Origin of the sequence: Paenibacillus aestuarii (assembly GCF_027789125.1) — a bacterium.
GTDB lineage: Bacteria > Bacillota > Bacilli > Paenibacillales > NBRC-103111 > Paenibacillus_E > Paenibacillus_E aestuarii.
Genome location: NZ_JAQFVF010000022.1, coordinates 1 through 22,412 on the forward strand (window position 1 = coordinate 1; position 22,412 = coordinate 22,412).

Here is a 22,412-nt window from a genome sequence, read left to right on the forward strand (position 1 = left end):
ACCCCTTGTAGACGACGAGGTTGATAGGTTCGAGGTGGAAGTGCAGCAATGTATGGAGCTGACGAATACTAATCGGTCGAGGGCTTAACCAAAAGTTTCTTAATAAAGAAGCAACACACTTTACGCCAAGTTTCGTATCTAGTTTTCAGGGAATAATAGTACCTGCGATATATATCTTGGAGAGATACCCAAGTGGCTATAAGGGGACCCTCTGCTAAGGGGTTAGACTGCGTAAGTGGTGCGAGGGTTCGAATCCCTCTCTCTCCGCCAGTATTCCAAATATATATCAATTTTGTATGGCGGCGTAGCTCAGCTGGCTAGAGCGTACGGTTCATACCCGTAAGGTCGGGGGTTCGAGCCCCTCCGCCGCTACCATAATGATTACCCAGATGGAGGCTTAGCTCAGCTGGGAGAGCATCTGCCTTACAAGCAGAGGGTCGGCGGTTCGATCCCGTCAGCCTCCACCATCATATGCCGTTGTAGCTCAACTGGTAGAGCAACTGACTTGTAATCAGTAGGTTGGGGGTTCAAGTCCTCTCGACGGCACCATTTATACCAAGCGCGGAGCCGTGGTGTAGAGGCCTAACATGCCTGCCTGTCACGCAGGAGACCGCGGGTTCGAATCCCGTCGGCTCCGCCACTTATTATTTTTTTGCCCAAATGGGACAAACTATAGATACATACATAAGGCTCGGTAGCTCAGTCGGTAGAGCAGAGGACTGAAAATCCTCGTGTCGGCGGTTCGATTCCGTCCCGAGCCATTGAGATGGTTGTGTTACGATAGCGTGGCATAGTCATCTCTGATCTGGAGGCTTAGTGAAGTGGCTAAACACGGCAGACTGTAAATCTGCTCTCTCCGAGTTCGGTGGTTCGAATCCATCAGCCTCCATTTTCCCTAAGAGCCATTAGCTCAGTTGGTAGAGCACCTGACTTTTAATCAGGGTGTCGTAGGTTCGAGTCCTACATGGCTCACTTTCAAATGAACAACTGAAGACCCGCAAGGGTCTTTTTTGCTGCAAAGAAAAAGCATCCTAATAAAGGATGCTTTTTTAGTTTAATCGCTCTGCGACGGAATGCATTTTTTGCGCCATAGATGCTTGCTTGTCGCGGCGGTCATCGATTTTGATCGATGTGGATACGCGCTGTGCGCCTTGCAGGAAAGGCACTTCATGCACGGCACGCACAACCTCAAACAAACGATCCAACGGACCTTCCAGAATGGTGCCCATAGGCGTCATTTCGAATTTTATGTCAGTGTGCTTTTCGAGCTCTTTATGCAGATCAGCTACATAAGCACTGAGACTGGTCGTTGCTGTGCCGATCGGGATGATTGTAAATTCGGCAATTGCCATTGGATAACTCATCTCCTTGGTTGATGAAAGTGGTTTTCTTTTATTGTAGATGAGTTGACAACGCTAGCGCAATTTTTGCAAGGTTAACATACATTCAGCTCCATGAGGCAGCCAATTCGATGATCGCATCAGCGGTTCGGGCCGCCAGGGCCATGACCGTATTGGTAGGATTGCCTCCGCTTGATGTAACAAACGTGCTGGCATCGCTGATGTACAGATTGGGAATGTCGTGGCATTGCCCATATGCATTAACAACAGAGCTTGACGGGTCATTGCCCATGCGGCAGCCGCCCATGATATGAGCGGTATCCGGGACGACATATTCGATTTGACCACCAGCTGCCTTCAGGATCAGCTTCATGTTATCGATGGCATGATCGATCAGCTTGCGGTCATTGTCGCCATAGCTGAAAGTGACCTTGGCCCGCGGCATGCCGTTATCATCTTTTTCATCGGAAAGCGTCACATGATTGTCCCGGTTCGGGAGAACCTCGCCAACCATGGTGAGCCGCCCATAAAAGTTATAGTTCAGCATCACTTGCCGCAGCTTTTCGCCCCAGATCGGGCCTTCAAGCGATTTGCTAATGCCGTTCGCCATGGCGACAGGTCTGGAGCCGTGGGCATGAATCGTATAGCCGCGGGCAAAGCCACGTCGCTGGTCGGTTTCATAGAAGTCCTGCGTGGAGGCTAATACAGGGGAGCCTTTGTACATACGGACTTCCTGTTCAAACTTGGCATATACATCGTGGCTGCTGTGCGGCATAATCGCGCGCCCTACCCAGCCGCTGCTGTTGGCAAGACCGTCAGGGAATTGAGCGTTCGCAGAGTGGAACAGCAGACGTGGTGTTTCTACGACGTTGGCGCATAAAATGACGACTTTTGCCCGTTGGCGGTATGTCGCTCCCTCGTGGACGAAGAGGACGCCGGTCGCTTTTCCGTATTCATTTACTTCGATTTGCGTCACCATACAGTCTGGGAGCACTTCTGCACCTGCTTTAACCGCTTTCGGGATATGCACGATGAGCGTGCTGAATTTGGCATTCGGCATGCAGCCCTGATTGCAGAAGCCCCTGTTGATGCAGGGCGGACGGTCTTCAAAAGGTGCGGATAGAATCGCTAACGGTGTCGTACAAGATTGGATACCAAGCGTTTCACAGCCTTTTTGAAACAAATAAGCGTTAGGGCTTAAAGGATTCCGTTCCGGGTACGGATAAGGCCCGTTGAAGTTGCCCCAAGGAAAATGCTTCGGTCCAGATACAGCGATTTCCTTTTCGATTTTGGCATAGTAGGGCTCAAGGTCCTTATAATGGATCGGCCAGTTCTCGCCGACGCCGTCGATAGATTTGGATTTGAAGTCAGACTCGTGAAACCGTAAGAAAACCCCCGTAAAATGCTGGGTTCCCCCGCCTATACCTCTACCTGAATTGTTGTGCCCCATGGTCATGGGATCTGCGCCATCAACGAACCGGGTATCCTCCCAGGCCAGGCATTTCATCGCCAGCTCGTCGCTGGCAAAATCTTTTTGCGGGTCACGCCAAGGTCCTGCTTCCAGTACGACGACCTTCAAACCGGCTTCGCTCAGTTCCTTCGCGAGCACGCCGCCTGCGGCACCAGCCCCCACGATGACGGCATCAACCTCATCTTTTTCGTGTCTCCATTTCATGGCTTTGTCGCCTCCCAAGGATCGTGCTGGCCGATTGCGGCTCTAACGTAGCCCCGCGGATAGGCAGGGCCGCCAAAACCGATCTCTGACCACACCAGAGGGTGAGAATAATAAGCCTCTACGGTAAGCGTAAGAATTTTTTGGAATAGCTCTTTCTGTGGGATTCCGTCCCAAGTTTCGCTCTGCGGATAGACATTCTCACTGATTTGCTGCATAATCTGCCGCTGCGAATTCTCATCCAGCTCGAAAAAAGGGCAGCTATTCGCTGACCAGCCTGTCTGATCAATGGCTTTTAGCCCTTCTCGCAGTAAAATCTTAGCAGCTGGTACACCGGTCTTACGCTGACTTTCACCTTTGTGATCCGATAAGCTTTGATCGATATGGCAAAGGACGAACTGAATGACCTCTCCGCGCTTGTCATCCATTAGCAGGGAGCACCACACGCGCAGCGTCTCAGCCTCCAAATGATTCAGAAAATGATAATGATGTTCACGAACCATTCGGGCATTCACAATCGAGCGGGTATGTGCATCCCAGTGCTCCTGCTCGGTTGTAACGTCGTAAGCGGGGTAGTGTGAACGATGTTCCATAGTAAATTCACTCTCCATTGACAGCTATAAGTCCCAGTTGAAAAAAAATCATTGCACGCCTCCCGGCCCATCGGGCTCCGCTTAAAGCAGCTTCTGCGCATGGGGTGGCTTCACTTGTGGGAACGTCATTCCCCCGTAAGGCATAATCGCAATCTCCAGCGATGAATCCGCCAGGTGCTCGGCCAGAAAAGCGTCCAGTTTGGCAATGGGATGCATGCCGATGAGCTGAACGGCAGCAGGCGGCATCTCTGAATACATATAAACGTCATGTTGTTTCAGCACATGATCGATATGTTCGACTTTGTGCGCGCCCAGAACAAATGTTTGCTTGAGCTTTTGCGTCATCACAGCACGATCCTGAATGGTTTCGATCCAGGTCTGCAAGGTGCCGTTGCCGTAATGTTCTTCGCAGCGTGCAACGAGGACAATGGAACCGCCAGGCTTTGTGATGGCGGCGGCGTTTTTTAAGGCTTTTACAGATTGATAAAGCTGAGCGTCCTTGGGGTGTCCGCCGGGAGAGACGATCACCCAATCATAGCGTTGCGGCACATTGACGAAGAAGATTTGCCGAACTAGCTCTAAGCCTGCGCGATGAGCGGCGATGATGTCGCCGGCAACCGCACCCAGCAGCTGGCGTTCATGATCCACAATCACGTTCAGCATGAAGTGAATGGGGACAAGTTGCAGAACCTCTTCAAGGTCTGCACGGATCGCATTATTCGGGTCTCCAAGCGCCGCAGTATACCGTTGAGACAAGCTGTGGTTATGTTCAATCGCTCTCGCCGACGCCGTACCGGGGAACAAGGCTTTGGCCCCGCCGGAGATGCCGACTAACGCGTGCGGCTCGATATTGCCCGTGGCGATTCGAAATTCAGCGGCCACCACGGACTTGTTGATCTCAACAGGCGTTCCGAGAGACGTATGCCCAAGCAGGATGCAGTCCTCGGATAGGGATGAATGATTCATGACCGTCACACGTCGATAGATCTCAGGGCCGACAAGCTGTATGAGTTCGTCCTCGCTTTGTTTGCGATGGATGCCAAGTGCCACAATGATTCGGATTTGCTGATCCGGTATGCCTGCGAGATTTAAGCGATGAATGACGGAGCCCAGAAATAGGTGGCTGGGGCATAAGCGCGTTGAATCGCTAATCAGGATGACAGCGCTTTGGCAGCCTTTTGCAGCCTCCTGGATGCGTAAACTGTCGATCGGATGGTCCAGAACATGATCCATGCAAGGAGGAGAGGAAAGAACCGGGCGCTGATAGACGATGGAATCCGCCGCAGCATGAGGAAGCGTCAGCTGAACGCTCCCTTGCCCATAAGGTAACGTGTAAATAAGGTGACCTCCCTTACCAATTATCTACATCTAGTTATTTCCAAGTAACTGGATATTATGAGCAGAGCTGATCTTTTACAGGGTAAGCATGTAAGGAATGGTAGAGATTCCATAGGTTAATCTGGGGGGGCTACCAGCTAGCTAGATACAGAGGAAACATTTTAGGAATGAAAGTCATTTATTTGCCATGGTAACCTGTTACTAGTGAGTGTGAACTTTCCCATTAATACAACTAATCATGCAACGGAGGAAATAATTATGGTGAGGAATCTGGCAAAACGAGCGTTAGGTATTACCGCCGCAGTGACAATTGCACTAACAGCAACTACCAGTGTATCCGCATTTGCGGCTAATGATGACATGGATGCAGTTTCTTTGGCTAAAAAGATGATCGGTGTCGATTATTCCCGAGGCGCCGAGTCCCCATCTGCAGGTTTTGATTCTTCCGGTTTCATTTATTACGTATTTCAAACATTGGATTATACAGTGCCTAGAACGCTGGCCGAGCAGTTGAAAATGAACAAGCCTTCGGTAACTAGCATTTCCAAAGCGGAGCCAGGCGATGTTTTATTTTTCGGCAGCGGCAAGCAGCCGGATTTTGCAGGGATTTATGTGGGACAAGGTAAAATGGTGATGTCTTCCCAAAGTAAAGACGAAGTCATTACACGCAATGTGAGCGATTATACATCCAAGTTTATCAGTGGGAAAAGAGTGCTTTCAGCCAATGATCAAACGAAGGCTGCACTAGTCCTGACCGCTCAAAAATACTTAGGAGTTCCTTACGAATTCGGCGCCAAATATGGCCAGACGAAAACGATGGACTGCTCCTCTTTTGTAAAAACGGTGTTTGCCCAATATGACATCACCCTGCCGCGCGTTTCCCGCGACCAAGCAAAAGAGGGTACTTATGTGAGCAAAAGCAATCTGCAAACAGGGGATCTAGTCTTTTTTACAACCCCGGATTCAGGTAAAAATATTGGTCACGTAGGCATTTACATCGGCGATGGTATGATGATTCATACGTACGGCGAAGGCGGCGTGAAATTTACTTCGATCAACAAAGCATGGTGGGCGGACCATTATGTAACGGCTCGTCGCATTTTGAAATAGATAAAGCGAGAACCCTTCTGCAGCAGGTGTGGAGGGTTCTTTCCCATTTCGGCGCCCGCATATGTTACAATAAAAAGATAGATATAGAGATACACATTAATTACTGGGAGAGAGGAACTCATGGATTGGGAACGAATCAAAGAGCGTTTGGAAGCGGTTTTACAGGCACCTATGCACATTTATTTGTTACCCGAAGCGGAATGGAACCGTTTGGCGGGAGAACAGCATGAAGGTCAAGGAAGCTTCAGCCGAAGTGTGATTCGTGGCCAGGATGTACTGTTTTATTTAGCAAAAGAAAACAAGGAAATTCGCATTCTGCAGGTTTCTGAGGTTCCATTGTCATCCTCTGAGCGCCAACTCGTAGAGTTAATGCTGGAATCCAAACAGACGCAGGAGCGGAAAGTGTGGGGCTCTTATTTATCCGAGGATGAGAGAAAGGCCCATCAATTGCGAGAATGGCTGCTGCATCAGATGGAACGCGGCTTAACGCACGCGGAGCTGCCGGATACGCTGGCATCGCAATCTTCGCTGTATTCGACGAAGATCCCGCTCTTGCTCTACGGCGATTATTCGCAAAATCAAAGCGTATCCTACACCGAGCTGAAAAAGCTGCTGGAATCTTTCTTTGAAGCGGAGATCACGCTGATTCCATTGCTGGACAAGGAATGGCTGATTCTAGCCCCGGAAGGGCTGCTCACAAGCGGCAGTGAAGAGCGGGATTTGGATGAGGAGGAAAGCATTGAACAGACGCTGGACGCGCTTGGTTCAGGGCTGTACGAGATGCTGGCCAATGAATGGATCGGCGAGTGTCACCTGGCGATTAACTACCCGGTCAAGCCGGCCAAATCGCTGCTCACGGCGATTCTTCAGCTGCGCGAGACGATCATGCTGGGCCGGTCGTTCCACGTCAGCAGCAATATGCACCTGCCTTGGGAGCTCCGTCTGGAAAAGCTGCTGCATCTGGTGCAGGAAGAGGAGAAGGCGGAATTCATGGAGCAGGTGCTCCGCGGCACGGACCATGCGCTAGATGCGGAGACGGTGACCACCCTGGAGCATTTCTTCGCGCTGGACTGCAATGTCAGCGAGACGGCGAAGAAGCTTTATATTCACCGGAATACGCTTTTATACCGCTTGGACAAGTTCAAGCAGGAGACCGGGCTGGATGTCCGCACCTTCAATCATGCCGTTTTGGTAAGGTTGGCCTTATTATTGTACAAAGTAACGAAAAGAAAGTGATTTTTTTGTGAGGATTGTGCATAGTCAGTTGTGAGCTTGTAGGGTAAGATGAGGATAGTTAATTTTTGATAAACGAATTCTCGATAAATCGTAGGGGGAATGAAACCATGGCAGGCGTACGTTTAAACCATATCGTTAAAAAATATTCCGGTGCAGAAGAATCCACTGTAAAAGATTTTCATCTTGAAATCCAAGATAAAGAGTTCGTCGTATTGGTCGGTGCTTCCGGTTGCGGAAAATCCACTACACTTCGTATGATCGCTGGATTGGAAGAAATCACAGAAGGTGAACTTTACATCGGCGACCGCCTTGTTAACGACGTAGCTCCTAAAGATCGCGACATCGCGATGGTATTCCAATCCTATGCCCTTTATCCGCATATGACAGTTTATCAAAACATGGCGTTCGGTTTGAAACTTCGTAAATTCAAAAAAGCAGATATCGACGCACGCGTTCGCGAAGCAGCGAAAATTCTGGATATCGTTCACTTGCTGGATCGTAAGCCAAAAGCTCTTTCCGGTGGTCAGCGTCAACGTGTTGCCTTGGGTCGTGCGATCGTGCGTGAGCCGCAAGTCTTCTTGATGGACGAACCGCTTTCCAACTTGGATGCGAAACTTCGCGTACAAATGCGCGCAGAGATCACGAAATTGACTAAGCGTCTTGGCGTTACGACAATCTACGTAACGCATGACCAAACAGAAGCTATGACAATGGGCGATCGCATCGTTGTTATGGATAAAGGTATCATTCAACAAGCTGCTACACCTGAAGAAATTTACAACCACCCAGTGAATATGTTCGTTGCAGGCTTCATCGGATCTCCTTCCATGAACTTCTTGAACGGTACACTTGCTGCTGACGGCGGTTCGGTATACTTCAAGTCCAATGGCTTCAACATTGAAGTTCCAGCTGGCAAAGCACAAAGCTTGAAAGATAAAGGCTATGTAGGTAAAGAAGTAATTCTGGGTGTTCGTCCAGAAGATATCCACGAAGAGCCAGTATTCCTGGAAGCTTCTCCAAAATCCATCGTGAACGTAAACGTTGAGTTGACGGAGAACCTTGGTCACGAAATGTACTTGTACCTCAACGGTATCGGCAGTGGCACTGTAATTGCCCGCGTTGACGGTCGCGCAAACATCAAAGAAGGAACAAATGTGAAATTGGCTTTGGATATGAACAAAGTTCATTTCTTCGACAAAGAGTCCACATTGTCCATCTTGGCTAACTAATATAAATGTTTCAGATAGATGGGCCAGCCGTATTCGGCTGGCCTTTTTTATATGGTTTTTTAAGTGCAGAGCGCTTCATCAACACTTTAGTTGATTTTGTATAGGGATTCCATTACGATGAAACCATTGGATCCTATATCATACATACAACATGCGATTAATTCGATCTGCTGAAGATTATGCCGAAGGAGAATAGCGGATGGCCAAAAAACTGAAAGTTTCCGAATTGGTGGAACAATTCCATATGGAAGTACTTGCTGGGGAAGCGGGGCTTAAGCGTCCGATTGAAACGGCGGATCTATACCGTCCGGGCTTGGAGATGGCCGGATATTTCAACTATCATCCCCGGGAACGTATTCAGATGCTCGGAAAGACGGAAATCACCTTTATGGAGATGCTGACAACAGGCGTGCGCCGTAATCGGGCTGAGCAGCTGTGTGCACCGGAGGAAACGCCCTGCATTATCGTAACGAGAGGGCTGGATGTGCCGAACGAATTGCTGGAGGAAGCGAGCAAACGGGATCTGCCGCTGCTGCGAACACAGATGAGCACCACGATCTATGCAAGCCGGCTGACAGGCTTCCTGGAGAACAAGCTGGCGCCGAGCACGACCATACACGGTGTACTCGTCGACGTGTACGGGATTGGGATGCTCATTACCGGCAGCAGCGGCATTGGGAAGAGTGAGACGGCTTTGGAGCTGGTGAAGCGCGGCCATCGTCTCATTGCCGATGATGCGGTAGAGATCCGGCAAACGGCCGACAAGGTGCTGACAGGCAACGCGCCTGAGCTGATCCGGCATTTGCTTGAAATCCGCGGCGTAGGGATCATCAACGTGATGACCTTGTTCGGAGCGGGAGCGATTCGTAATGTGAAGAAGATTTCGGTGGTCGTGAAGCTGGAGAACTGGCAGCAGGACAAGCAATACGATCGCTTAGGGCTGGATGAAGAGCTGACGCAAATTATTGATACGAAGCTGCCGCTCGTGACGATACCAGTAAGGCCAGGGCGAAACTTGGCGGTTATTGTGGAAGTGGCTGCGATGAACTACCGCTTGAAGCAGATGGGGTATAACGCGGCGCTGCAGTTTACGAACAAACTGACAGAATCGCTGTCTGAGGATTACGAAGATTTTGATTAATGCTGAATTGAAGAAGGGAGCATAACGTTCATTATGCTGAACAAGATTGCATTTTCTATCGGACCTATTGATGTGCATTGGTACGGCATTATTTTAGGTACGGCTGCTTTGGTCGGACTGCTGCTTGCTATACAAGAAGGGAAGCGCTTCGGCATCGTACCTGATTTCTTTATGGATTTATTATTGATTGGCGTGCCGTCCGCGATCATCGGAGCCCGCATTTACTACGTGGCTTTCCAATGGTCCGACTATAAGAATAATTTAGCGGAAATCTTTATGATCTGGCACGGCGGTATCGCGATTTACGGAGCGCTGATCGGAGCGATCATCGGCGGATACTTTTACTTTAGAGCAAAAGGGTATCCGTTCTGGAGACTGGTTGATATATGTGCGCCAGGTTTGATCGTAGGTCAAGCCATCGGTCGTTGGGGAAACTTTATGAATCAGGAAGCACACGGCGGTCCTGTAGATGAATCGTTTCTTCGCAACACACTGCACTTGCCGAATTTTATCGTGACGCAAATGAATATCGAAGGCACGTTCTATCATCCTACATTTTTGTATGAGTCGCTATGGAACGTCGTTGGCTTGCTCCTGCTCTTATGGCTGCGCCGCAGACCGTTCTTGCGGGCTGGAGAACTGTTTTTTAGCTACCTGATCTGGTACTCCATTGGCCGTTTCTTTGTGGAAGGCTTGCGGACAGACAGTCTGGATTTCACAGGCCCAACGTGGCTAGCAGCCTTCATGAATGCGCTCTGGTCTCCAATGAAGCTTGTCTTTGAGCCAGGCGTGATGACTTATGGAGGCAATGTGCGAATTTCGCAGCTGCTTGCCGTTCTACTCGTTATCGCGGCTATCGTCGTTATTATCGTAAGAAGAAAGAAAGGCTACGCGAATGCGCACTACGCAGATCCGATCGTTTCGACGAAAGCGCCAGCAGCTAAAGCTGCCGGGCTTGAGGAAGAATTTGACACCAAAGGAGCCGACAGCCAACTATGATTCGCACGGTATTATTTGATTTAGACGGAACAATTGTAGATACAAATGAGCTGATTGTGCAGTCTTTTTTACACAGCTTAGAAGGTCAAACGCCTGAACCTCTGACGAGAGAGGTCATCATTCCGAACATGGGCAGACCGCTAATCGAACAAATGAAGTTATTTACCGGAAGAGACGAAGTGGAAGACGTCATTAACAAGTACCGGACGTTCAACGTGTCCAAACACGATGAGCTGGTGAAAGAGTTTCCGAATGTGCGCACCGCCATGCAGAAATTGCATGCGAATGGTATTAAGATCGGAATCGTTACGAGCAAAATTCGGCTGACCACAGGTATGGGATTAAAACTGGTCGGTTTGGATCCGTATGTGAGCACGATTGTCACCGTCGAAGATGTCAAGGAACCGAAGCCGAGTCCGGAAGGCATTCTGGCAGCTTTGGCAACGTTGGGCAGCTCCAAGGAAGAAACGATGATGGTGGGCGACAGCCATTATGACATCGAAGCGGCGAAAAATGCCGGCGTCGTCTCGGTAGGCGTGTCCTGGTCATGGAAAGGGCGTTCCTATCTGGAAGCATATAAGCCGGACTACTTAATCGACGATGCGATGGAGCTGCTGCCGATCGTGGGGCTGACATCGGATGTGTCGGCGGATTGAGAAAAACGGACAGGTTTCCTGTAGAAGGACCTAACGCGTTATGGCAGATCTACCACACCGTAAGCAAGTGGAAGGCGATCCGCAACTTTATTTTTATCCAAATCAGCCGGTATACGCCTTCGCTGCGGATGAAAAATTGGATTTACCGCAATGTCCTGGGCATGAAGGTCGGGGAACACACCGCTTTTGCCCTCATGGTCATGGTGGATGTTTTTTTTCCCGAAAAGATCCATATAGGGACGAACACCATTATTGGTTATAATTCAACAATTCTCGCCCATGAGTATTTGACGAAAGAATACCGGTTGGGCGAGGTACATATTGGATCCAACGTGATGGTTGGCGCGAATACGACGATATTGCCCGGAGTGACGATCGGTGATCATGCTGTGATAGGCGCAGGGTCGGTCGTACATAAAGACGTAGCGCCTCATAGTTTTGTAGCAGGCAATCCGCTTCAAGTCATCCGGGAAGGTAAGGGTCAAAGTTAAGAGCTGTACGAGGAGTGCAGCTCTTTTTTTATATTTATCGGTCCTGTCAGGCGAGGACATGCTTCTATTGATTGACGGTAATAGGGTTCCGTGTTAAAATAGCATCATTCTTTATTTTGGTAGTATGGTAGCGTACTAAAGCGTTTTGCGATATAAGATTTAATTTAGCTGTTATAGATGGTGAAAGAATTTCCGGATATAGAGGTGAGACAGGTGTCAAAGCCAAAAGTGTTTGAAAAGCCGATCGGCGTGAAGGATTACCTGCCTGAGGCGGTTACGAAGCTGCGGAACATTGAATTTTGCGTACTAGCCTGTATGGAGCGCTGGGGGTATACCCAGATTATTACGCCTACACTCGAATTTTACGATACGGTTGGCGTTGCCAGCTCCACAGCGGATAAAAAGCTGTTTAAGCTGCTGGACCGCAAGGGGAGCACGCTTGTTTTGCGATCAGAGATGACCGCGCCTATAGCCCGTGTGGCCTCGTCTTTATTAAGAGAGTACGCATTTCCGCTGCGCCTCTCCTATCATTCTAACGTATTCCGCGCCATTGAGGAGGAAGCGGGTAGGGATGCGGAGTTTTTTCAGACCGGTGTAGAATTGATCGGGGACGCTTCTTCGGAAGCGGATGCGGAGGTCGTTGCTTTGGCGATCGCCTCGCTGCAAGCAGCTGGTGTGGGCACGTTTAAAATCGCGCTCGGCCATGTCGGCTTCTTGAACGGCCTGTTCCAGGAAACGCTGGAAGGCCGCCTGGAAGATCAACAGACGCTAAAGGAACATTTGCTGAGTCGTGATTATGTCGGCTATCGGGAAGCGATCCAAGCGTTGGCGCTGCCGGAGGAAGTGGAGCGTGAGCTCATCGGTGTGCTCCGTCTTCGCGGCGGCGACGAAATTTGCGCACAGGCTCGCATGGTCTCCAAGCACCCTATCGCCCAGGATGCGATTCGCCACTTGTGCGAAGTATGGGACGTGCTGAAAGCTTATGGCGTCAGTGAACATGTTGTCATTGATTTAACGATGATTGGGGACTTCTCTTATTATACAGGAATGACTTTTGAAGGATATGCCGCAGAACTAGGCTTCCCTGTATGCAGCGGCGGTCGTTACGACAACCTGCTAAGCCAGTTCGGGCGTCCTGCACCGGCAACCGGATTTGCTTTGAAGACGAATCGCATTCTTGAGGTCATTGGCAAAGTAGCCGTTGATCGGCCGACTCGTATACTCATTGCCTATGATGCTGAGCATCGGGAGGAAGCGTTGAAACGGGCCAAAAGCACGCGCGAAAGCGGCAACGCCGTAGTGACTACACAGCTGATTACGGATAAGGCGGCATGGAGCGAAGCCATACATAAACGGGATGACGGACAGTATGAGCTTCAAGGGGTTGTATATCAGGAGGTCATCAACTTGATTCGCTAAAGCGAGCGGGTCAAAGCGGCTAACGTTGCGGAAGGTTGAGGAGGTTTAGCGGGATGGAAGACATTTTGAAAGTAGCGATGCCGAAAGGCCGTATTTATAAACAAGCAGCCAAGCTGTTCCACAAGGCGGGCTTGCCGATTCCGGAAGATTTAGAAGAGGGACGGCGATTAATTATTCCTGTTCCAGAGGCGAAAATGGAGTTTATTTTGGCTAAGCCCGTCGACGTTCCGACTTATGTCGAGTATGGCGTCGCCGATATTGGCGTCGTCGGCAAAGACGTGTTAATGGAAGAGAACCGTAACGTTTACGAACTGCTGGACTTGGGCATTGCGCGCTGCCGCATGTCCGTCATCGGGCTGCCGGATTGGAAGCCGGTCATCAATCCGCGTGTGGCGACGAAATATCCGAACGTTGCGTCGCAATATTTCCGCGAGAAGGGGCAGCAGGTTGAGGTGATTAAGCTCAACGGATCGATTGAGCTTGCGCCGTTGATTGGCTTGGCAGACCGCATCGTCGATATGGTCGAGACGGGGCAGACGCTCAAGGAGAACGGACTTGTGGAGCAGGAAGAGATTTTCCAAATTACGAGCCGATTGATTGCCAATCGGGTTAGTTATCGGCTGAAAAACGATTCGATTCAGCGCTTATGTGATATGCTGCAGGCGGTTCTGCCTGTGGCCGGCAAGATATAGATCATACCGAATAGGGAAAACATGAGAGGATGAAGGACATGCGGATTATTCCCGCCTCGGCATTTGAGTTGAAACGTGAGGTCGAATACGGCTCTCCCGAGCAAAATGAAACCGTCCGCCGCATCATCGAGGAAGTGCGGCAGGACGGGGATGCAGCGCTGCGGCGGATGGCGCAGCAGTTCGATCGCGTCAGCGTCGCGGAGCTGCGTGTCAGCGACGAAGAGATTCAGGCGGCGTACGCCCAGGTCGACGCCGGCTTCCTAGCGGCGCTGCGCCAAGCCGCTGCCAACATCCGTGCGTTTCATGAGAAGCAGAAACGCACGTCCTGGATGGACCTGCAGCCGGACGGCAGCCTGCTGGGCCAAATCATCCGACCGCTGAAGCGGGTCGGCCTGTATGTGCCCGGAGGCAAGGCGGCGTACCCGTCCTCCGTGCTGATGAACGCCATCCCCGCTATCGTGGCGGGGGTGCCGGAGATCGCGATGGTGACGCCTCCGGCCACCGCGGGCGAGGCAGGCATTAACCCGCATATTTTGGTGGCTGCCGCCGAAGCGGGTGTGAAAGAGATCTACCGCGTAGGCGGGGCGCAGGCGGTGGCCGCGCTGGCCTACGGCACAGCATCGATCCCGGCGGTCGATAAAATCGTCGGGCCGGGCAACATCTACGTCGCGCTCGCGAAGCGCTACGTGTACGGTGTCGTCGATATCGACATGATCGCCGGTCCGACGGATATCGTCGTCCTGGCCGATGAGCACGCCGATGCGGAATACATTGCCGCCGATTTGTTGGCGCAGGCGGAACATGACGAGATGTCTCCTTCTATTCTGGTGACGCCTTCGCAAGAGCTGGCCGAGTCCGTAAAGCAGGAGCTATGGCGCCAGCTGGACCGGCTGCCGAAAAAAGCGATCGCCGCCGTATCCACATCCACTAAAGGGGCTATACTCCTTGTGGATAACTTGGATGAAGGCGTGGACGTGGTGAACCGCCTGGCACCGGAGCATTGCGAGCTGCTCGTACAGGAGCCGTTCAACCTCCTGCCGCGCATCGAGAATGCCGGCGCGATTTTCCTTGGCGCTTACAGCACGGAGCCGGTTGGCGATTACTTCGCCGGTCCGAACCATGTGCTGCCGACGAACGGCACGGCACGATTCTCGTCGCCGCTGAACGTGGACGATTTTATCAAGAAATCCAGCGTGATTCATTATAGCAAGGAAGCGCTGTTCGCCAATGCCGAAATGATTATGACCCTGGCGCGCAACGAAGGGCTGGAAGGTCATGCCCGAGCGGTTGAGATCCGACTTATGAAGGAAGGGAAGTTGAAATAGATGGCTGAGCAAGAGCAAGTGCAGCGGGCTCGTACGGCAAGCATTGCCCGCAAGACGAACGAAACGGATATCGCCTTATCTTTTGATGTGGATGGAACAGGTGTTTCGGAGATTCAAACCGATGTTCCTTTTTTGAACCATATGTTGGATTTGTTCACGAAGCACGGTCAATTCAATTTGAAAGTTGACGCTAAGGGCGACATTGAAATCGACGATCACCATACGGTTGAAGATATCGGGATTTGCCTCGGTCAAACACTGCGTGAAGCGCTAGGGGACAAAAGAGGGATTAAACGGTATGCCAACGTATTTATTCCGATGGATGAAGCGCTGGCGCAGGTCGCGATTGATATCAGCAATCGTCCGCATTTTGAATACCGGGCACAGTATCCTTCCCAGAATGTGGGCAGCTTCGATACGCAGCTCGTGCATGAGTTTCTGTGGAAGCTGGCACTTGAAGCGCGAATTACGCTGCACGTTATCGTGCACTACGGCCAAAATACGCATCACATGATTGAAGCGGTGTTCAAAGCGCTGGGACGCGCGTTGGATGAAGCGACATCGATTGATCCTCGCGTGCAGGGGGTTCCTTCGACGAAGGGAGTGCTCTAGAATGATTGCAATTATTGATTATGGCATGGGCAACTTGCATAGCGTGAGCAAAGCCGTCGAGCGCCTCGGTTATGAAGCGGTCGTGACGGGGAATGCCGACGATATTCTGCGTGCAGACGGCGCGATTCTTCCCGGTGTCGGCGCATTCGGCGACGCGATGGAGCATCTGCGCGAGTCGGGACTGCGCGACGTGGTCATTCAGTACGCGGAGTCCGGCAAGCCGCTGCTCGGCATTTGTCTCGGCATGCAGCTGTTGTTTGCCAGCAGCGAGGAGCATGGCGACCACGAAGGCCTGGGCCTGCTGCCAGGCGCGGTCGTGCGCTTTCGCGGCGATTATAAAGTGCCGCATATGGGATGGAACAAGCTGACTTATAAGCAAAGCGGCAGTCCGCTGTTTCAAGGCATCGAAGAAGGGCACGTCTATTTCGTGCATTCTTACCATGCGAAGCCGGAGCGCGAAAGCGATCTGCTGGCTGTGACGGATTATTATCAGCCGGTGACGGCGATTGTCGGCAGGGATAACGTATTCGGCATGCAGTTCCACCCGGAGAAGAGCGGGGAGACCGGCATGCGCCTGCTCGATAACTTTTTGAAAATGTGCAAGTAAGGGAGCGATTACGGCATTATGTCTTTTATCATTTATCCGGCTATTGATATTCGGGACGGCAAGTGCGTGCGTCTCGTACAAGGCGATTATAATCAAGAAACTGTCTATAATACGAACCCTTTGGAAGTGGCACAAGCTTGGGAAGCTCAAGGAGCGGAATGGATCCATCTGGTCGATCTGGACGGTGCGAAAGCAGGCTATCCAGTGAACGATAAGCTGATCGGACAGATCGCCCGGGCGGTAAAGGTGCCTGTGCAAATCGGCGGCGGTCTGCGGACGGAGCAGGATGTCGATCACATGCTGTCCTTAGGTGTCTCACGTGTGATTATTGGAACCGCGGCGATTGAGAATCGCGAGTTCGTGTACAATCTGCTGGCGAAGCATGGCGAGAAAATCGCGATCGGTCTCGACGCGCGCGACGGTTATGTCGCCACGCGCGGCTGGTTGGAAACGTCGCAGGTGAAAGCCGAGGATCTGGCTGTCGAGTTGGCCGAGCGCGGTGCGAAAACGTTCATTTTCACAGATATTTCCCGCGATGGCATGATGGAAGGACCGAATACGCAGGCGATCACGCAGCTGGCTAAGGTATCCGGGCAGACCGTTATCGCGTCCGGCGGCGTCAGCAAGATGGATGATCTCGTGCGTTTGGCCGAGCAGGCGGACAACGGTGTCGGCGGAGCCATCGTCGGCAAAGCGCTGTATACCGGCAGCATTCAACTGGAAGAAGCTGTAAAGCGCTTCGCAAAATAAACATGCCGGCATGGGTTGCCCCTTGCCCGGTCAATGGAGGTGCAGTGCCCATCATGTTAGCCAAAAGAATTATCCCTTGCCTGGACGTCAAGGACGGACGGGTCGTCAAGGGTGTCAATTTCGTCAACTTGCGCGATGCCGGTGACCCTGTGGAGCTGGCAGCCATTTATGATAAAGAGGGCGCTGATGAGCTCGTATTCCTTGATATTTCGGCCTCTGTTGAAGGCCGTGCGACAATGGTGGAGGTCGTCCGGCAAACGGCGGGCGAGATCACGATTCCTTTTACAGTCGGCGGCGGGATCTCTAGCGTGGACGACATGAAGCGTCTGCTGCGGGCCGGAGCCGATAAGATTGGCATTAATACGGCGGCGGTTCGCAATCCGCAGCTGGTCTCTGACGGAGCCCGCAAGTTCGGCTCACAGTGTGTGGTTGTCGCCATCGACGCGAAGTTTAACCCTGAGTGGGGCGAGTGGGAAGTGTTCACGCACGGCGGACGCAATGCCACTGGCATCAAGACGCTGGAGTGGGCGAAGCGGATGGAAGAGTTGGGCGCAGGCGAGATTCTGCTGACCAGCATGGATGCCGACGGCACGAAGGATGGCTTCGATGTGAAGCTGACGCGGGCGGTCTCCGAGCTGCTCACGATCCCGGTCATTGCCTCGGGCGGAGCGGGCCGCGCCGATCATTTCTACGATGTATTCACCGAAGGTAAAGCGGATGCGGGCCTGGCGGCCACGATTTTTCACTATAAAGAATTAACAATTCAAGGGGTTAAGGACGACCTCAAAAGCAAGGGAGTTGAAATCCGATGACTTTCGCATTCGATACGATTAAATATGACGCACAAGGGCTTGTGCCTGCGATTGTGCAAGATGCGGTTAGTAAAGAAGTGTTGATGCTGGCGTACATGAACAGCGAATCGCTGCAGCGGACGATTCTGACTGGCGACACCTGGTTCTGGAGCCGTTCACGCGGCGAGCTGTGGAACAAAGGCGCAACTTCCGGCCACACGCAAAAAGTAAAAGCGCTGCGCTACGATTGCGATGCCGATACGCTGCTGGTGCTCGTGGAGCAAACAGGGCCTGCATGCCATAATGGCACTTACACTTGCTTTACGGGGAATATTCCGGTAGCCGCGGTCGAGGGTGCCTCAGTGCCTGCTGCAGCGGTGGCAGGGGACCGTTTTGCAATCCTGTCCGAGCTGGAAGCTGTCATCGCTTCACGCGATGCGGAGCGTCCTGAAGGCGCCTATACGACTTACCTGTTCGAAAAAGGTGTCGATAAGATTTTGAAGAAAGTCGGGGAAGAGACGGCAGAAGTAATTATTGCTGCGAAAAACAAAGATAATGACGAGCTCCGTTACGAAGCAAGCGACCTTATCTTCCACCTCATGGTGCTTCTGCGCAACAGCAAGCTGCCGTTGGATGATATTATGAAGGAACTCGCGAACCGGCATGTAAAAAAACAATAATCAGACCTGGAGTGATACAACGATGTTGATTGATTATCATACACATCATGTACGCTGCGGTCACGCCTCCGGGGAACTGGAGGCATACGTCAAACGCGGCATTGAGATCGGGCTTACGCAACTGGGGCTGTCCGATCATATGCCGCTTTTGCATGTGGACCCGCAGACGTATTGGCCCGAGATGGCCATGCCGATGGAAGAGCTTCCTCGCTATGTGGAAGAATGCCTTTATCTGAAGGAGAAGTACAAAGACCAGATCGATATCCGTGTCGGCTTGGAAGGTGACTATATCGAGGGTTATGAGGCGCAAATCAAGCAAATTGTCGACGCTTACCCATGGGATTATGTAATCGGCTCCGTCCATTTCTTGGGTGAATGGGATATCTCCGATTTCAGACAGGTGGCCGGTTGGGAAGGTAAGGATATTTATGCCGTATATACGCAATACTACGAAGCAGTGAAGAAAGCGGTGCGCACGGGCTTCTATGATTATATCGGCCATATCGATGTGATCAAACGTTTTGGCTTTAAGCCCGACCGCGATCCATGGGAGCTGGAAAAGGAAGCGTTGGACACCGTCAAAGCTTATGGGCTTGCCATCGAATTGAATGCGTCCGGTCTGCGGATGCCATGTGAAGAAATGTTCCCGAGCCGCCGCATGCTCGAATATTGCCATAAGGTGGGAATTCCACTGACAATCGGCTCCGATGCCCACCAGCCGGAACGGCTATCCCAATATTTGGACGAGGCCCGCAACCTCTTGAAAATGATCGGATTTAACGAAATAGCCACATTTTCCGCGAGAAAACGACATCTTGTTACTTTTTAAATTCGACACCTATCATGTATAATGAATAGGTCAGATCATCAATTCATAATCCTCGGAGGTAACCGTTAATCATGTATAGCGACAATGTTAAAATATTTTCCGGATCTTCGAATCCGAAGCTCGCGGAACGTATTTGTAAAGAACTCGGCCAGCCGCTTGGACAAATCAAATTATCCCGTTTTAAGAGCGGAGAAATCTACTGCCTCTACGAAGAAACGATTCGTAACTGTGACGTATTCCTGGTACAAACGTTCTCTCATCCGATCAATGAGCATATGATGGAGCTTTTGGTAATGATGGATGCGGCGAAGAGAGCATCGGCTAGAACAATCAACCTTGTCATTCCTTACTACGGTTACTCCCGTCAAGAGCGTAAAGCTGCTCCGCGTGAGCCAATTTCCGCGAAATTAGTGTCCGACCTATTTAGCGCTGCGGGTGCGCATCGTGTTGTCACGATTGACTTGCATGCCCCTGCCATCCAAGGTTTCTTTAATATTCCTGTGGATCATCTGACAGCATTGGATCTGATCAGTGATTGCATTAAGAAGAAAAACCTGCCGGATCCGATTATCGTATCCCCTGACGCAGGACGCGCTACAACAGCTGAGAAAATGGCCAACATTCTCGATGCGCCTTTCGCTATGATGATCAAGAAGCGCCCAGCCCATAATGAAGCCGTTATCACGCACGTGATTGGTGATGTTGCCGGCCGTACGCCGATTATTATCGAGGACTTAATTGATACAGGTACGACGATTGTTAATGTTGTCGAAGGACTTAAAGAGAGAGGCGCGAACGACGTGTACATCTGCGCGACGCACCCTGTGTTCTCCGGTCCTGCGCTGCAGCGCTTGGATCACCCGAACATCAAGGAAGTGATCATCACGGATTCGATCGCGATTCCAGAAGATCACTCCGAAAAGTTCCGAGTGCTTTCCGTAGCTCCGCTGCTTTCGGATGCGATCCGAATTATTAATGACGGCGGATCCTTGTCCTCGCTATTCAAATACGGCGGCGTATAAGGAATAATTGTTATTCTAAAATGTGGCAACGTATACCTTCGGATAAAGTTTTTGGCTTCGGGGCGATCTATGCTATAATTTGATCATAACCAACAACGCCGGAGGTGTCTTGCTATATGGAAAAGATTAAGCGCGTGTCCCCAACTACTAAACCGAAAGTCATTTCACTGAACATGGATGCCGCCTTCTTTTTCGAGAGAGCGGTTCAATCCCTGGATCGGTTTCACTATGATAAGGCATTGAAATATTTCCGGCGCGCAGCGGAGTTCGAACAGGATAACCCTGTCAACCATTGCAATCTTGCGGGAGTGCTCTCCGAGATGGGCAATTACGAAGAATCCAACCGGATATTGCAGCAAATTCTGGATGACATCGATCCGACGATGACGGAATGCTACTTTTATATGGCGAATAACTATGCCAACATGGAGAATTATGAGTCGGCGGAACAATCGTTAGTTCGCTACTTGGAGAATGACCCTACCGGCCAGTTCATGGACGAGGCCGAAGAAATGATGGATATGCTCAGCTATGAGCTCGAACGCCCGGCCCCTCTCACTAGCATTAAGAGTCGAGAAGGGCTCTTCGAGCATGATAAAGCGCGTGCTCTGCTGGAAGAAGGCAAGTTCGCCGAAGCTGTGCGGCAATTGGAGAAAATCGCCAAGAAACATCCCGATTTCACTGCGGCGCGCAATAATCTGGCCCTGGCGTACTACTATATGGGCCGATTCGAGAAAGCGCTCGAAACCGTTCAAGGCGTGCTGGAGATTGATCCGGGCAACTTGCATGCGCTGTGCAACCTGGCTATTTTTCACCAGCATTTCGGCAACAAAGAGGAGCTGGCAGAGCTGATTCAGCTGCTGCGCAAAACGTTCCCGTACCAGCACGATCATGTGTTTAAGCTAGCTACAACAATGGGGATACTAGGCGAGCATGAGAAGGCTTACCATCTGTTCAAGCGTCTGCTCAAAGCCGGCGAAGGCACAGAGGATCCTTGCCTGTACCATTATGCGGCCGTCGCGGCCTGCCATATTGGCCGTTACGCGGAAGCGTACCGGCAGTGGAAGCAAGTCGAGAAGTTGGATCCGGGTGCGGACATCTCTAAGTTCTATCTCGAGCAGCTGCGCAATCGCGAAACGAGCGATACGGCGCCGACCTGGAGCTACCACTACCACCTGCCATTCGAAGAGCAGTTCCGTGTGCTGGAGAAGTCGGCGCAGGGCATTCCAGAGCAAATGAAGAAAGATCCGCTTGTGCGTTCGTCCTTCTTCTGGGCGCTGCGCCATGGCGATATCGAGACGAAGCTGCAGGTCATTCAAGCTTTCGGCTTGATTGCGGACAATGAAGTCAGAGACGCGCTGCAGGACTTTATCTTGGAACGGAAGGAAGACGACTACTTGAAGAAAGTCGCGATCTTCGTCCTTCGTTCCATGGGCGTTCGCGATCCGCTGCCCGCTGTTATCGAGAATGAGGAGATCATGGTGGAAGCATCGCCGTATTCGCCGCAATTGCCAGTATGGGATGCCAGATGGCAGCATGTGATGGAGACAGCTTTGTCACATATGCATAAGCGATACGATATGATCCAGCAGTATGATTTGGAAATTCTGTGGGTCGAGTTCCTGACCAAGATGTACCCGAACGTGCCCAAAATTCAGAAGTCGGAAGGCTGGGCGGCTGCACTGGAGTATTTGATTGCCAAGATGCATCGGCGCGCCATTTCGTATCAGGAGGTTTCGGCTCGTTACGGTGTGACCGTATCGACGATTAGCCGCAATGTGAAGCTGATCGATGAAGCCTGCGGTTTGCGTGAGAAGATGGAAGCGATCTTCCCTAAATTTACTAGTATATGATATCGGCCGGGCCCTTTCTCTTCGGAA

At 51.3% G+C, this 22,412-nt stretch carries 22 protein-coding genes, 8 tRNA genes and 1 rRNA gene; 27 read left to right on the forward strand and 4 right to left on the reverse strand.

Features of this window, described 5'->3' with window-relative positions:
- The 9 genes from O9139_RS07280 to O9139_RS07320 all read left to right on the forward strand — a co-directional run.
- A 23S ribosomal RNA gene (locus tag O9139_RS07280) occupies positions 1 to 92 on the forward strand; the annotation flags it as partial.
- 86 nt (positions 93 to 178) lie between these two features.
- Positions 179 to 270: transfer RNA gene (locus O9139_RS07285), tRNA-Ser, on the forward strand.
- A gap of 28 nt (positions 271 to 298) precedes the next feature.
- Positions 299 to 375 (forward strand) — tRNA-Met (locus O9139_RS07290).
- A gap of 16 nt (positions 376 to 391) precedes the next feature.
- Positions 392 to 467, forward strand: a tRNA-Val gene (locus tag O9139_RS07295).
- A gap of 6 nt (positions 468 to 473) precedes the next feature.
- Positions 474 to 549, forward strand: a tRNA-Thr gene (locus O9139_RS07300).
- A 14-nt stretch (positions 550 to 563) separates the two neighbouring features.
- Positions 564 to 640, forward strand: a tRNA-Asp gene (locus O9139_RS07305).
- Positions 641 to 688: 48 nt separating this feature from the next.
- A tRNA-Phe gene (locus tag O9139_RS07310) sits at positions 689 to 761 on the forward strand.
- Positions 762 to 807: 46 nt separating this feature from the next.
- Positions 808 to 889 (forward strand) — tRNA-Tyr (locus tag O9139_RS07315).
- A 10-nt stretch (positions 890 to 899) separates the two neighbouring features.
- Positions 900 to 972 (forward strand) — tRNA-Lys (locus tag O9139_RS07320).
- A 77-nt stretch (positions 973 to 1,049) separates the two neighbouring features.
- On the opposite strand, the gene O9139_RS07325 is transcribed toward O9139_RS07320, so the two are convergent.
- The 4 genes from O9139_RS07325 to O9139_RS07340 all read right to left on the reverse strand — a co-directional run bounded on the left by O9139_RS07325 (position 1,050) and on the right by O9139_RS07340 (position 4,967).
- Positions 1,050 to 1,352, reverse strand: coding sequence for an MTH1187 family thiamine-binding protein (locus O9139_RS07325; protein WP_270878804.1), 303 nt, complete (start codon positions 1,350 to 1,352; stop codon positions 1,050 to 1,052).
- Positions 1,353 to 1,446: 94 nt separating this feature from the next.
- Positions 1,447 to 3,015 (reverse strand): GMC family oxidoreductase, encoded by a 1,569-nt coding sequence (locus O9139_RS07330; protein ID WP_270878805.1) that lies wholly within the window; start codon positions 3,013 to 3,015, stop codon positions 1,447 to 1,449.
- Positions 3,012 to 3,605, reverse strand: a complete 594-nt coding sequence (locus O9139_RS07335) for a gluconate 2-dehydrogenase subunit 3 family protein (RefSeq protein ID WP_270878806.1) — start codon at positions 3,603 to 3,605, stop codon at positions 3,012 to 3,014. Before O9139_RS07335 ends, O9139_RS07330 begins: the two co-directional genes overlap by 4 nt.
- Positions 3,606 to 3,686: 81 nt before the next feature.
- Positions 3,687 to 4,967, reverse strand: coding sequence for a nickel-dependent lactate racemase family protein (locus O9139_RS07340; RefSeq protein ID WP_333742513.1), 1,281 nt, complete (start codon positions 4,965 to 4,967; stop codon positions 3,687 to 3,689).
- Between the two features lie 234 nt (positions 4,968 to 5,201).
- On the opposite strand from O9139_RS07340, the gene O9139_RS07345 reads away from it, so the two are divergent.
- The 18 genes from O9139_RS07345 (at position 5,202) to O9139_RS07430 (ending at position 22,385) form a co-directional block, all read left to right on the forward strand.
- The gene (locus O9139_RS07345) at positions 5,202 to 6,053 is read left to right on the forward strand and encodes a C40 family peptidase (RefSeq protein WP_270878807.1); all 852 of its coding nucleotides are present in this window, start codon (positions 5,202 to 5,204) and stop codon (positions 6,051 to 6,053) included.
- Between the two features lie 120 nt (positions 6,054 to 6,173).
- On the forward strand, positions 6,174 to 7,289 hold the full coding sequence (locus tag O9139_RS07350) for a PucR family transcriptional regulator (RefSeq protein ID WP_270878808.1): 1,116 nt from the start codon (positions 6,174 to 6,176) through the stop codon (positions 7,287 to 7,289).
- Between the two features lie 107 nt (positions 7,290 to 7,396).
- The gene (locus O9139_RS07355; protein WP_270878809.1) at positions 7,397 to 8,518 is read left to right on the forward strand and encodes an ABC transporter ATP-binding protein; all 1,122 of its coding nucleotides are present in this window, start codon (positions 7,397 to 7,399) and stop codon (positions 8,516 to 8,518) included.
- Between the two features lie 199 nt (positions 8,519 to 8,717).
- Positions 8,718 to 9,659, forward strand: a complete 942-nt coding sequence (gene hprK / locus O9139_RS07360) for an HPr(Ser) kinase/phosphatase (protein WP_270878810.1) — start codon at positions 8,718 to 8,720, stop codon at positions 9,657 to 9,659.
- A 33-nt stretch (positions 9,660 to 9,692) separates the two neighbouring features.
- Positions 9,693 to 10,658, forward strand: coding sequence for a prolipoprotein diacylglyceryl transferase (gene lgt / locus O9139_RS07365; RefSeq protein WP_270878811.1), 966 nt, complete (start codon positions 9,693 to 9,695; stop codon positions 10,656 to 10,658).
- Positions 10,655 to 11,314, forward strand: a complete 660-nt coding sequence (gene ppaX / locus O9139_RS07370) for a pyrophosphatase PpaX (RefSeq protein WP_270878812.1) — start codon at positions 10,655 to 10,657, stop codon at positions 11,312 to 11,314. Before lgt ends, ppaX begins: the two co-directional genes overlap by 4 nt.
- A complete protein-coding gene (locus O9139_RS07375; protein WP_270878813.1) occupies positions 11,311 to 11,805 on the forward strand; it encodes an acyltransferase in 495 nt (164 codons plus the stop codon). The genes ppaX and O9139_RS07375 overlap by 4 nt, the downstream gene beginning before the upstream one ends.
- A 213-nt stretch (positions 11,806 to 12,018) precedes the next feature.
- Positions 12,019 to 13,224 carry an ATP phosphoribosyltransferase regulatory subunit gene (locus tag O9139_RS07380; protein WP_270878814.1) on the forward strand — a complete coding sequence of 402 codons (1,206 nt, stop codon included), beginning with the start codon at positions 12,019 to 12,021 and terminating at the stop codon, positions 13,222 to 13,224.
- Positions 13,225 to 13,277: 53 nt separating this feature from the next.
- A complete protein-coding gene (hisG, locus tag O9139_RS07385) occupies positions 13,278 to 13,916 on the forward strand; it encodes an ATP phosphoribosyltransferase (RefSeq protein WP_270878815.1) in 639 nt (212 codons plus the stop codon).
- A gap of 38 nt (positions 13,917 to 13,954) precedes the next feature.
- The gene (hisD, locus tag O9139_RS07390; protein ID WP_270879034.1) at positions 13,955 to 15,241 is read left to right on the forward strand and encodes a histidinol dehydrogenase; all 1,287 of its coding nucleotides are present in this window, start codon (positions 13,955 to 13,957) and stop codon (positions 15,239 to 15,241) included.
- A complete protein-coding gene (gene hisB, locus O9139_RS07395) occupies positions 15,242 to 15,853 on the forward strand; it encodes an imidazoleglycerol-phosphate dehydratase HisB (protein WP_270878816.1) in 612 nt (203 codons plus the stop codon).
- Between the two features lies 1 nt (position 15,854).
- Positions 15,855 to 16,460 (forward strand): imidazole glycerol phosphate synthase subunit HisH, encoded by a 606-nt coding sequence (hisH, locus tag O9139_RS07400; RefSeq protein WP_270878817.1) that lies wholly within the window; start codon positions 15,855 to 15,857, stop codon positions 16,458 to 16,460.
- Positions 16,461 to 16,478: 18 nt separating this feature from the next.
- A complete protein-coding gene (gene hisA / locus O9139_RS07405; RefSeq protein WP_270878818.1) occupies positions 16,479 to 17,210 on the forward strand; it encodes a 1-(5-phosphoribosyl)-5-[(5-phosphoribosylamino)methylideneamino]imidazole-4-carboxamide isomerase in 732 nt (243 codons plus the stop codon).
- Between the two features lie 53 nt (positions 17,211 to 17,263).
- Positions 17,264 to 18,022 (forward strand): imidazole glycerol phosphate synthase subunit HisF, encoded by a 759-nt coding sequence (gene hisF, locus O9139_RS07410; RefSeq protein WP_270878819.1) that lies wholly within the window; start codon positions 17,264 to 17,266, stop codon positions 18,020 to 18,022.
- The gene (hisIE, locus tag O9139_RS07415) at positions 18,019 to 18,681 is read left to right on the forward strand and encodes a bifunctional phosphoribosyl-AMP cyclohydrolase/phosphoribosyl-ATP diphosphatase HisIE (RefSeq protein WP_270878820.1); all 663 of its coding nucleotides are present in this window, start codon (positions 18,019 to 18,021) and stop codon (positions 18,679 to 18,681) included. Before hisF ends, hisIE begins: the two co-directional genes overlap by 4 nt.
- Before the next feature lie 22 nt (positions 18,682 to 18,703).
- Entirely contained in the window at positions 18,704 to 19,510 is an 807-nt protein-coding gene (gene hisJ, locus O9139_RS07420; protein ID WP_270878821.1) for a histidinol-phosphatase HisJ, read from the forward strand.
- Positions 19,511 to 19,581: 71 nt separating this feature from the next.
- The gene (locus O9139_RS07425; RefSeq protein WP_270878822.1) at positions 19,582 to 20,532 is read left to right on the forward strand and encodes a ribose-phosphate diphosphokinase; all 951 of its coding nucleotides are present in this window, start codon (positions 19,582 to 19,584) and stop codon (positions 20,530 to 20,532) included.
- Positions 20,533 to 20,648: 116 nt separating this feature from the next.
- Positions 20,649 to 22,385, forward strand: coding sequence for a tetratricopeptide repeat protein (locus O9139_RS07430; protein WP_270878823.1), 1,737 nt, complete (start codon positions 20,649 to 20,651; stop codon positions 22,383 to 22,385).
- The last annotated feature ends 27 nt before the right edge of the window (positions 22,386 to 22,412 follow it).

Coding starts and splice junctions, on each gene's coding strand:
- O9139_RS07425 (WP_270878822.1), top strand. CDS start 19,582: ATGTATAGCGACAATGTTAAAATATTTTCCGGATCTTCGAATCCGAAG.
- hisJ (WP_270878821.1), top strand. CDS start 18,704: ATGTTGATTGATTATCATACACATCATGTACGCTGCGGTCACGCCTCC.
- lgt (WP_270878811.1), top strand. CDS start 9,693: ATGCTGAACAAGATTGCATTTTCTATCGGACCTATTGATGTGCATTGG.
- hisG (WP_270878815.1), top strand. CDS start 13,278: ATGGAAGACATTTTGAAAGTAGCGATGCCGAAAGGCCGTATTTATAAA.
- O9139_RS07350 (WP_270878808.1), top strand. CDS start 6,174: ATGGATTGGGAACGAATCAAAGAGCGTTTGGAAGCGGTTTTACAGGCA.
- O9139_RS07335 (WP_270878806.1), bottom strand. CDS start 3,605: ATGGAACATCGTTCACACTACCCCGCTTACGACGTTACAACCGAGCAG.
- ppaX (WP_270878812.1), top strand. CDS start 10,655: ATGATTCGCACGGTATTATTTGATTTAGACGGAACAATTGTAGATACA.
- O9139_RS07355 (WP_270878809.1), top strand. CDS start 7,397: ATGGCAGGCGTACGTTTAAACCATATCGTTAAAAAATATTCCGGTGCA.
- O9139_RS07325 (WP_270878804.1), bottom strand. CDS start 1,352: ATGGCAATTGCCGAATTTACAATCATCCCGATCGGCACAGCAACGACC.
- hisH (WP_270878817.1), top strand. CDS start 15,855: ATGATTGCAATTATTGATTATGGCATGGGCAACTTGCATAGCGTGAGC.
- O9139_RS07430 (WP_270878823.1), top strand. CDS start 20,649: ATGGAAAAGATTAAGCGCGTGTCCCCAACTACTAAACCGAAAGTCATT.
- hisA (WP_270878818.1), top strand. CDS start 16,479: ATGTCTTTTATCATTTATCCGGCTATTGATATTCGGGACGGCAAGTGC.
- hisIE (WP_270878820.1), top strand. CDS start 18,019: ATGACTTTCGCATTCGATACGATTAAATATGACGCACAAGGGCTTGTG.
- hisF (WP_270878819.1), top strand. CDS start 17,264: ATGTTAGCCAAAAGAATTATCCCTTGCCTGGACGTCAAGGACGGACGG.
- O9139_RS07345 (WP_270878807.1), top strand. CDS start 5,202: ATGGTGAGGAATCTGGCAAAACGAGCGTTAGGTATTACCGCCGCAGTG.
- hisD (WP_270879034.1), top strand. CDS start 13,955: ATGCGGATTATTCCCGCCTCGGCATTTGAGTTGAAACGTGAGGTCGAA.
- hisB (WP_270878816.1), top strand. CDS start 15,242: ATGGCTGAGCAAGAGCAAGTGCAGCGGGCTCGTACGGCAAGCATTGCC.
- O9139_RS07330 (WP_270878805.1), bottom strand. CDS start 3,015: ATGAAATGGAGACACGAAAAAGATGAGGTTGATGCCGTCATCGTGGGG.
- hprK (WP_270878810.1), top strand. CDS start 8,718: ATGGCCAAAAAACTGAAAGTTTCCGAATTGGTGGAACAATTCCATATG.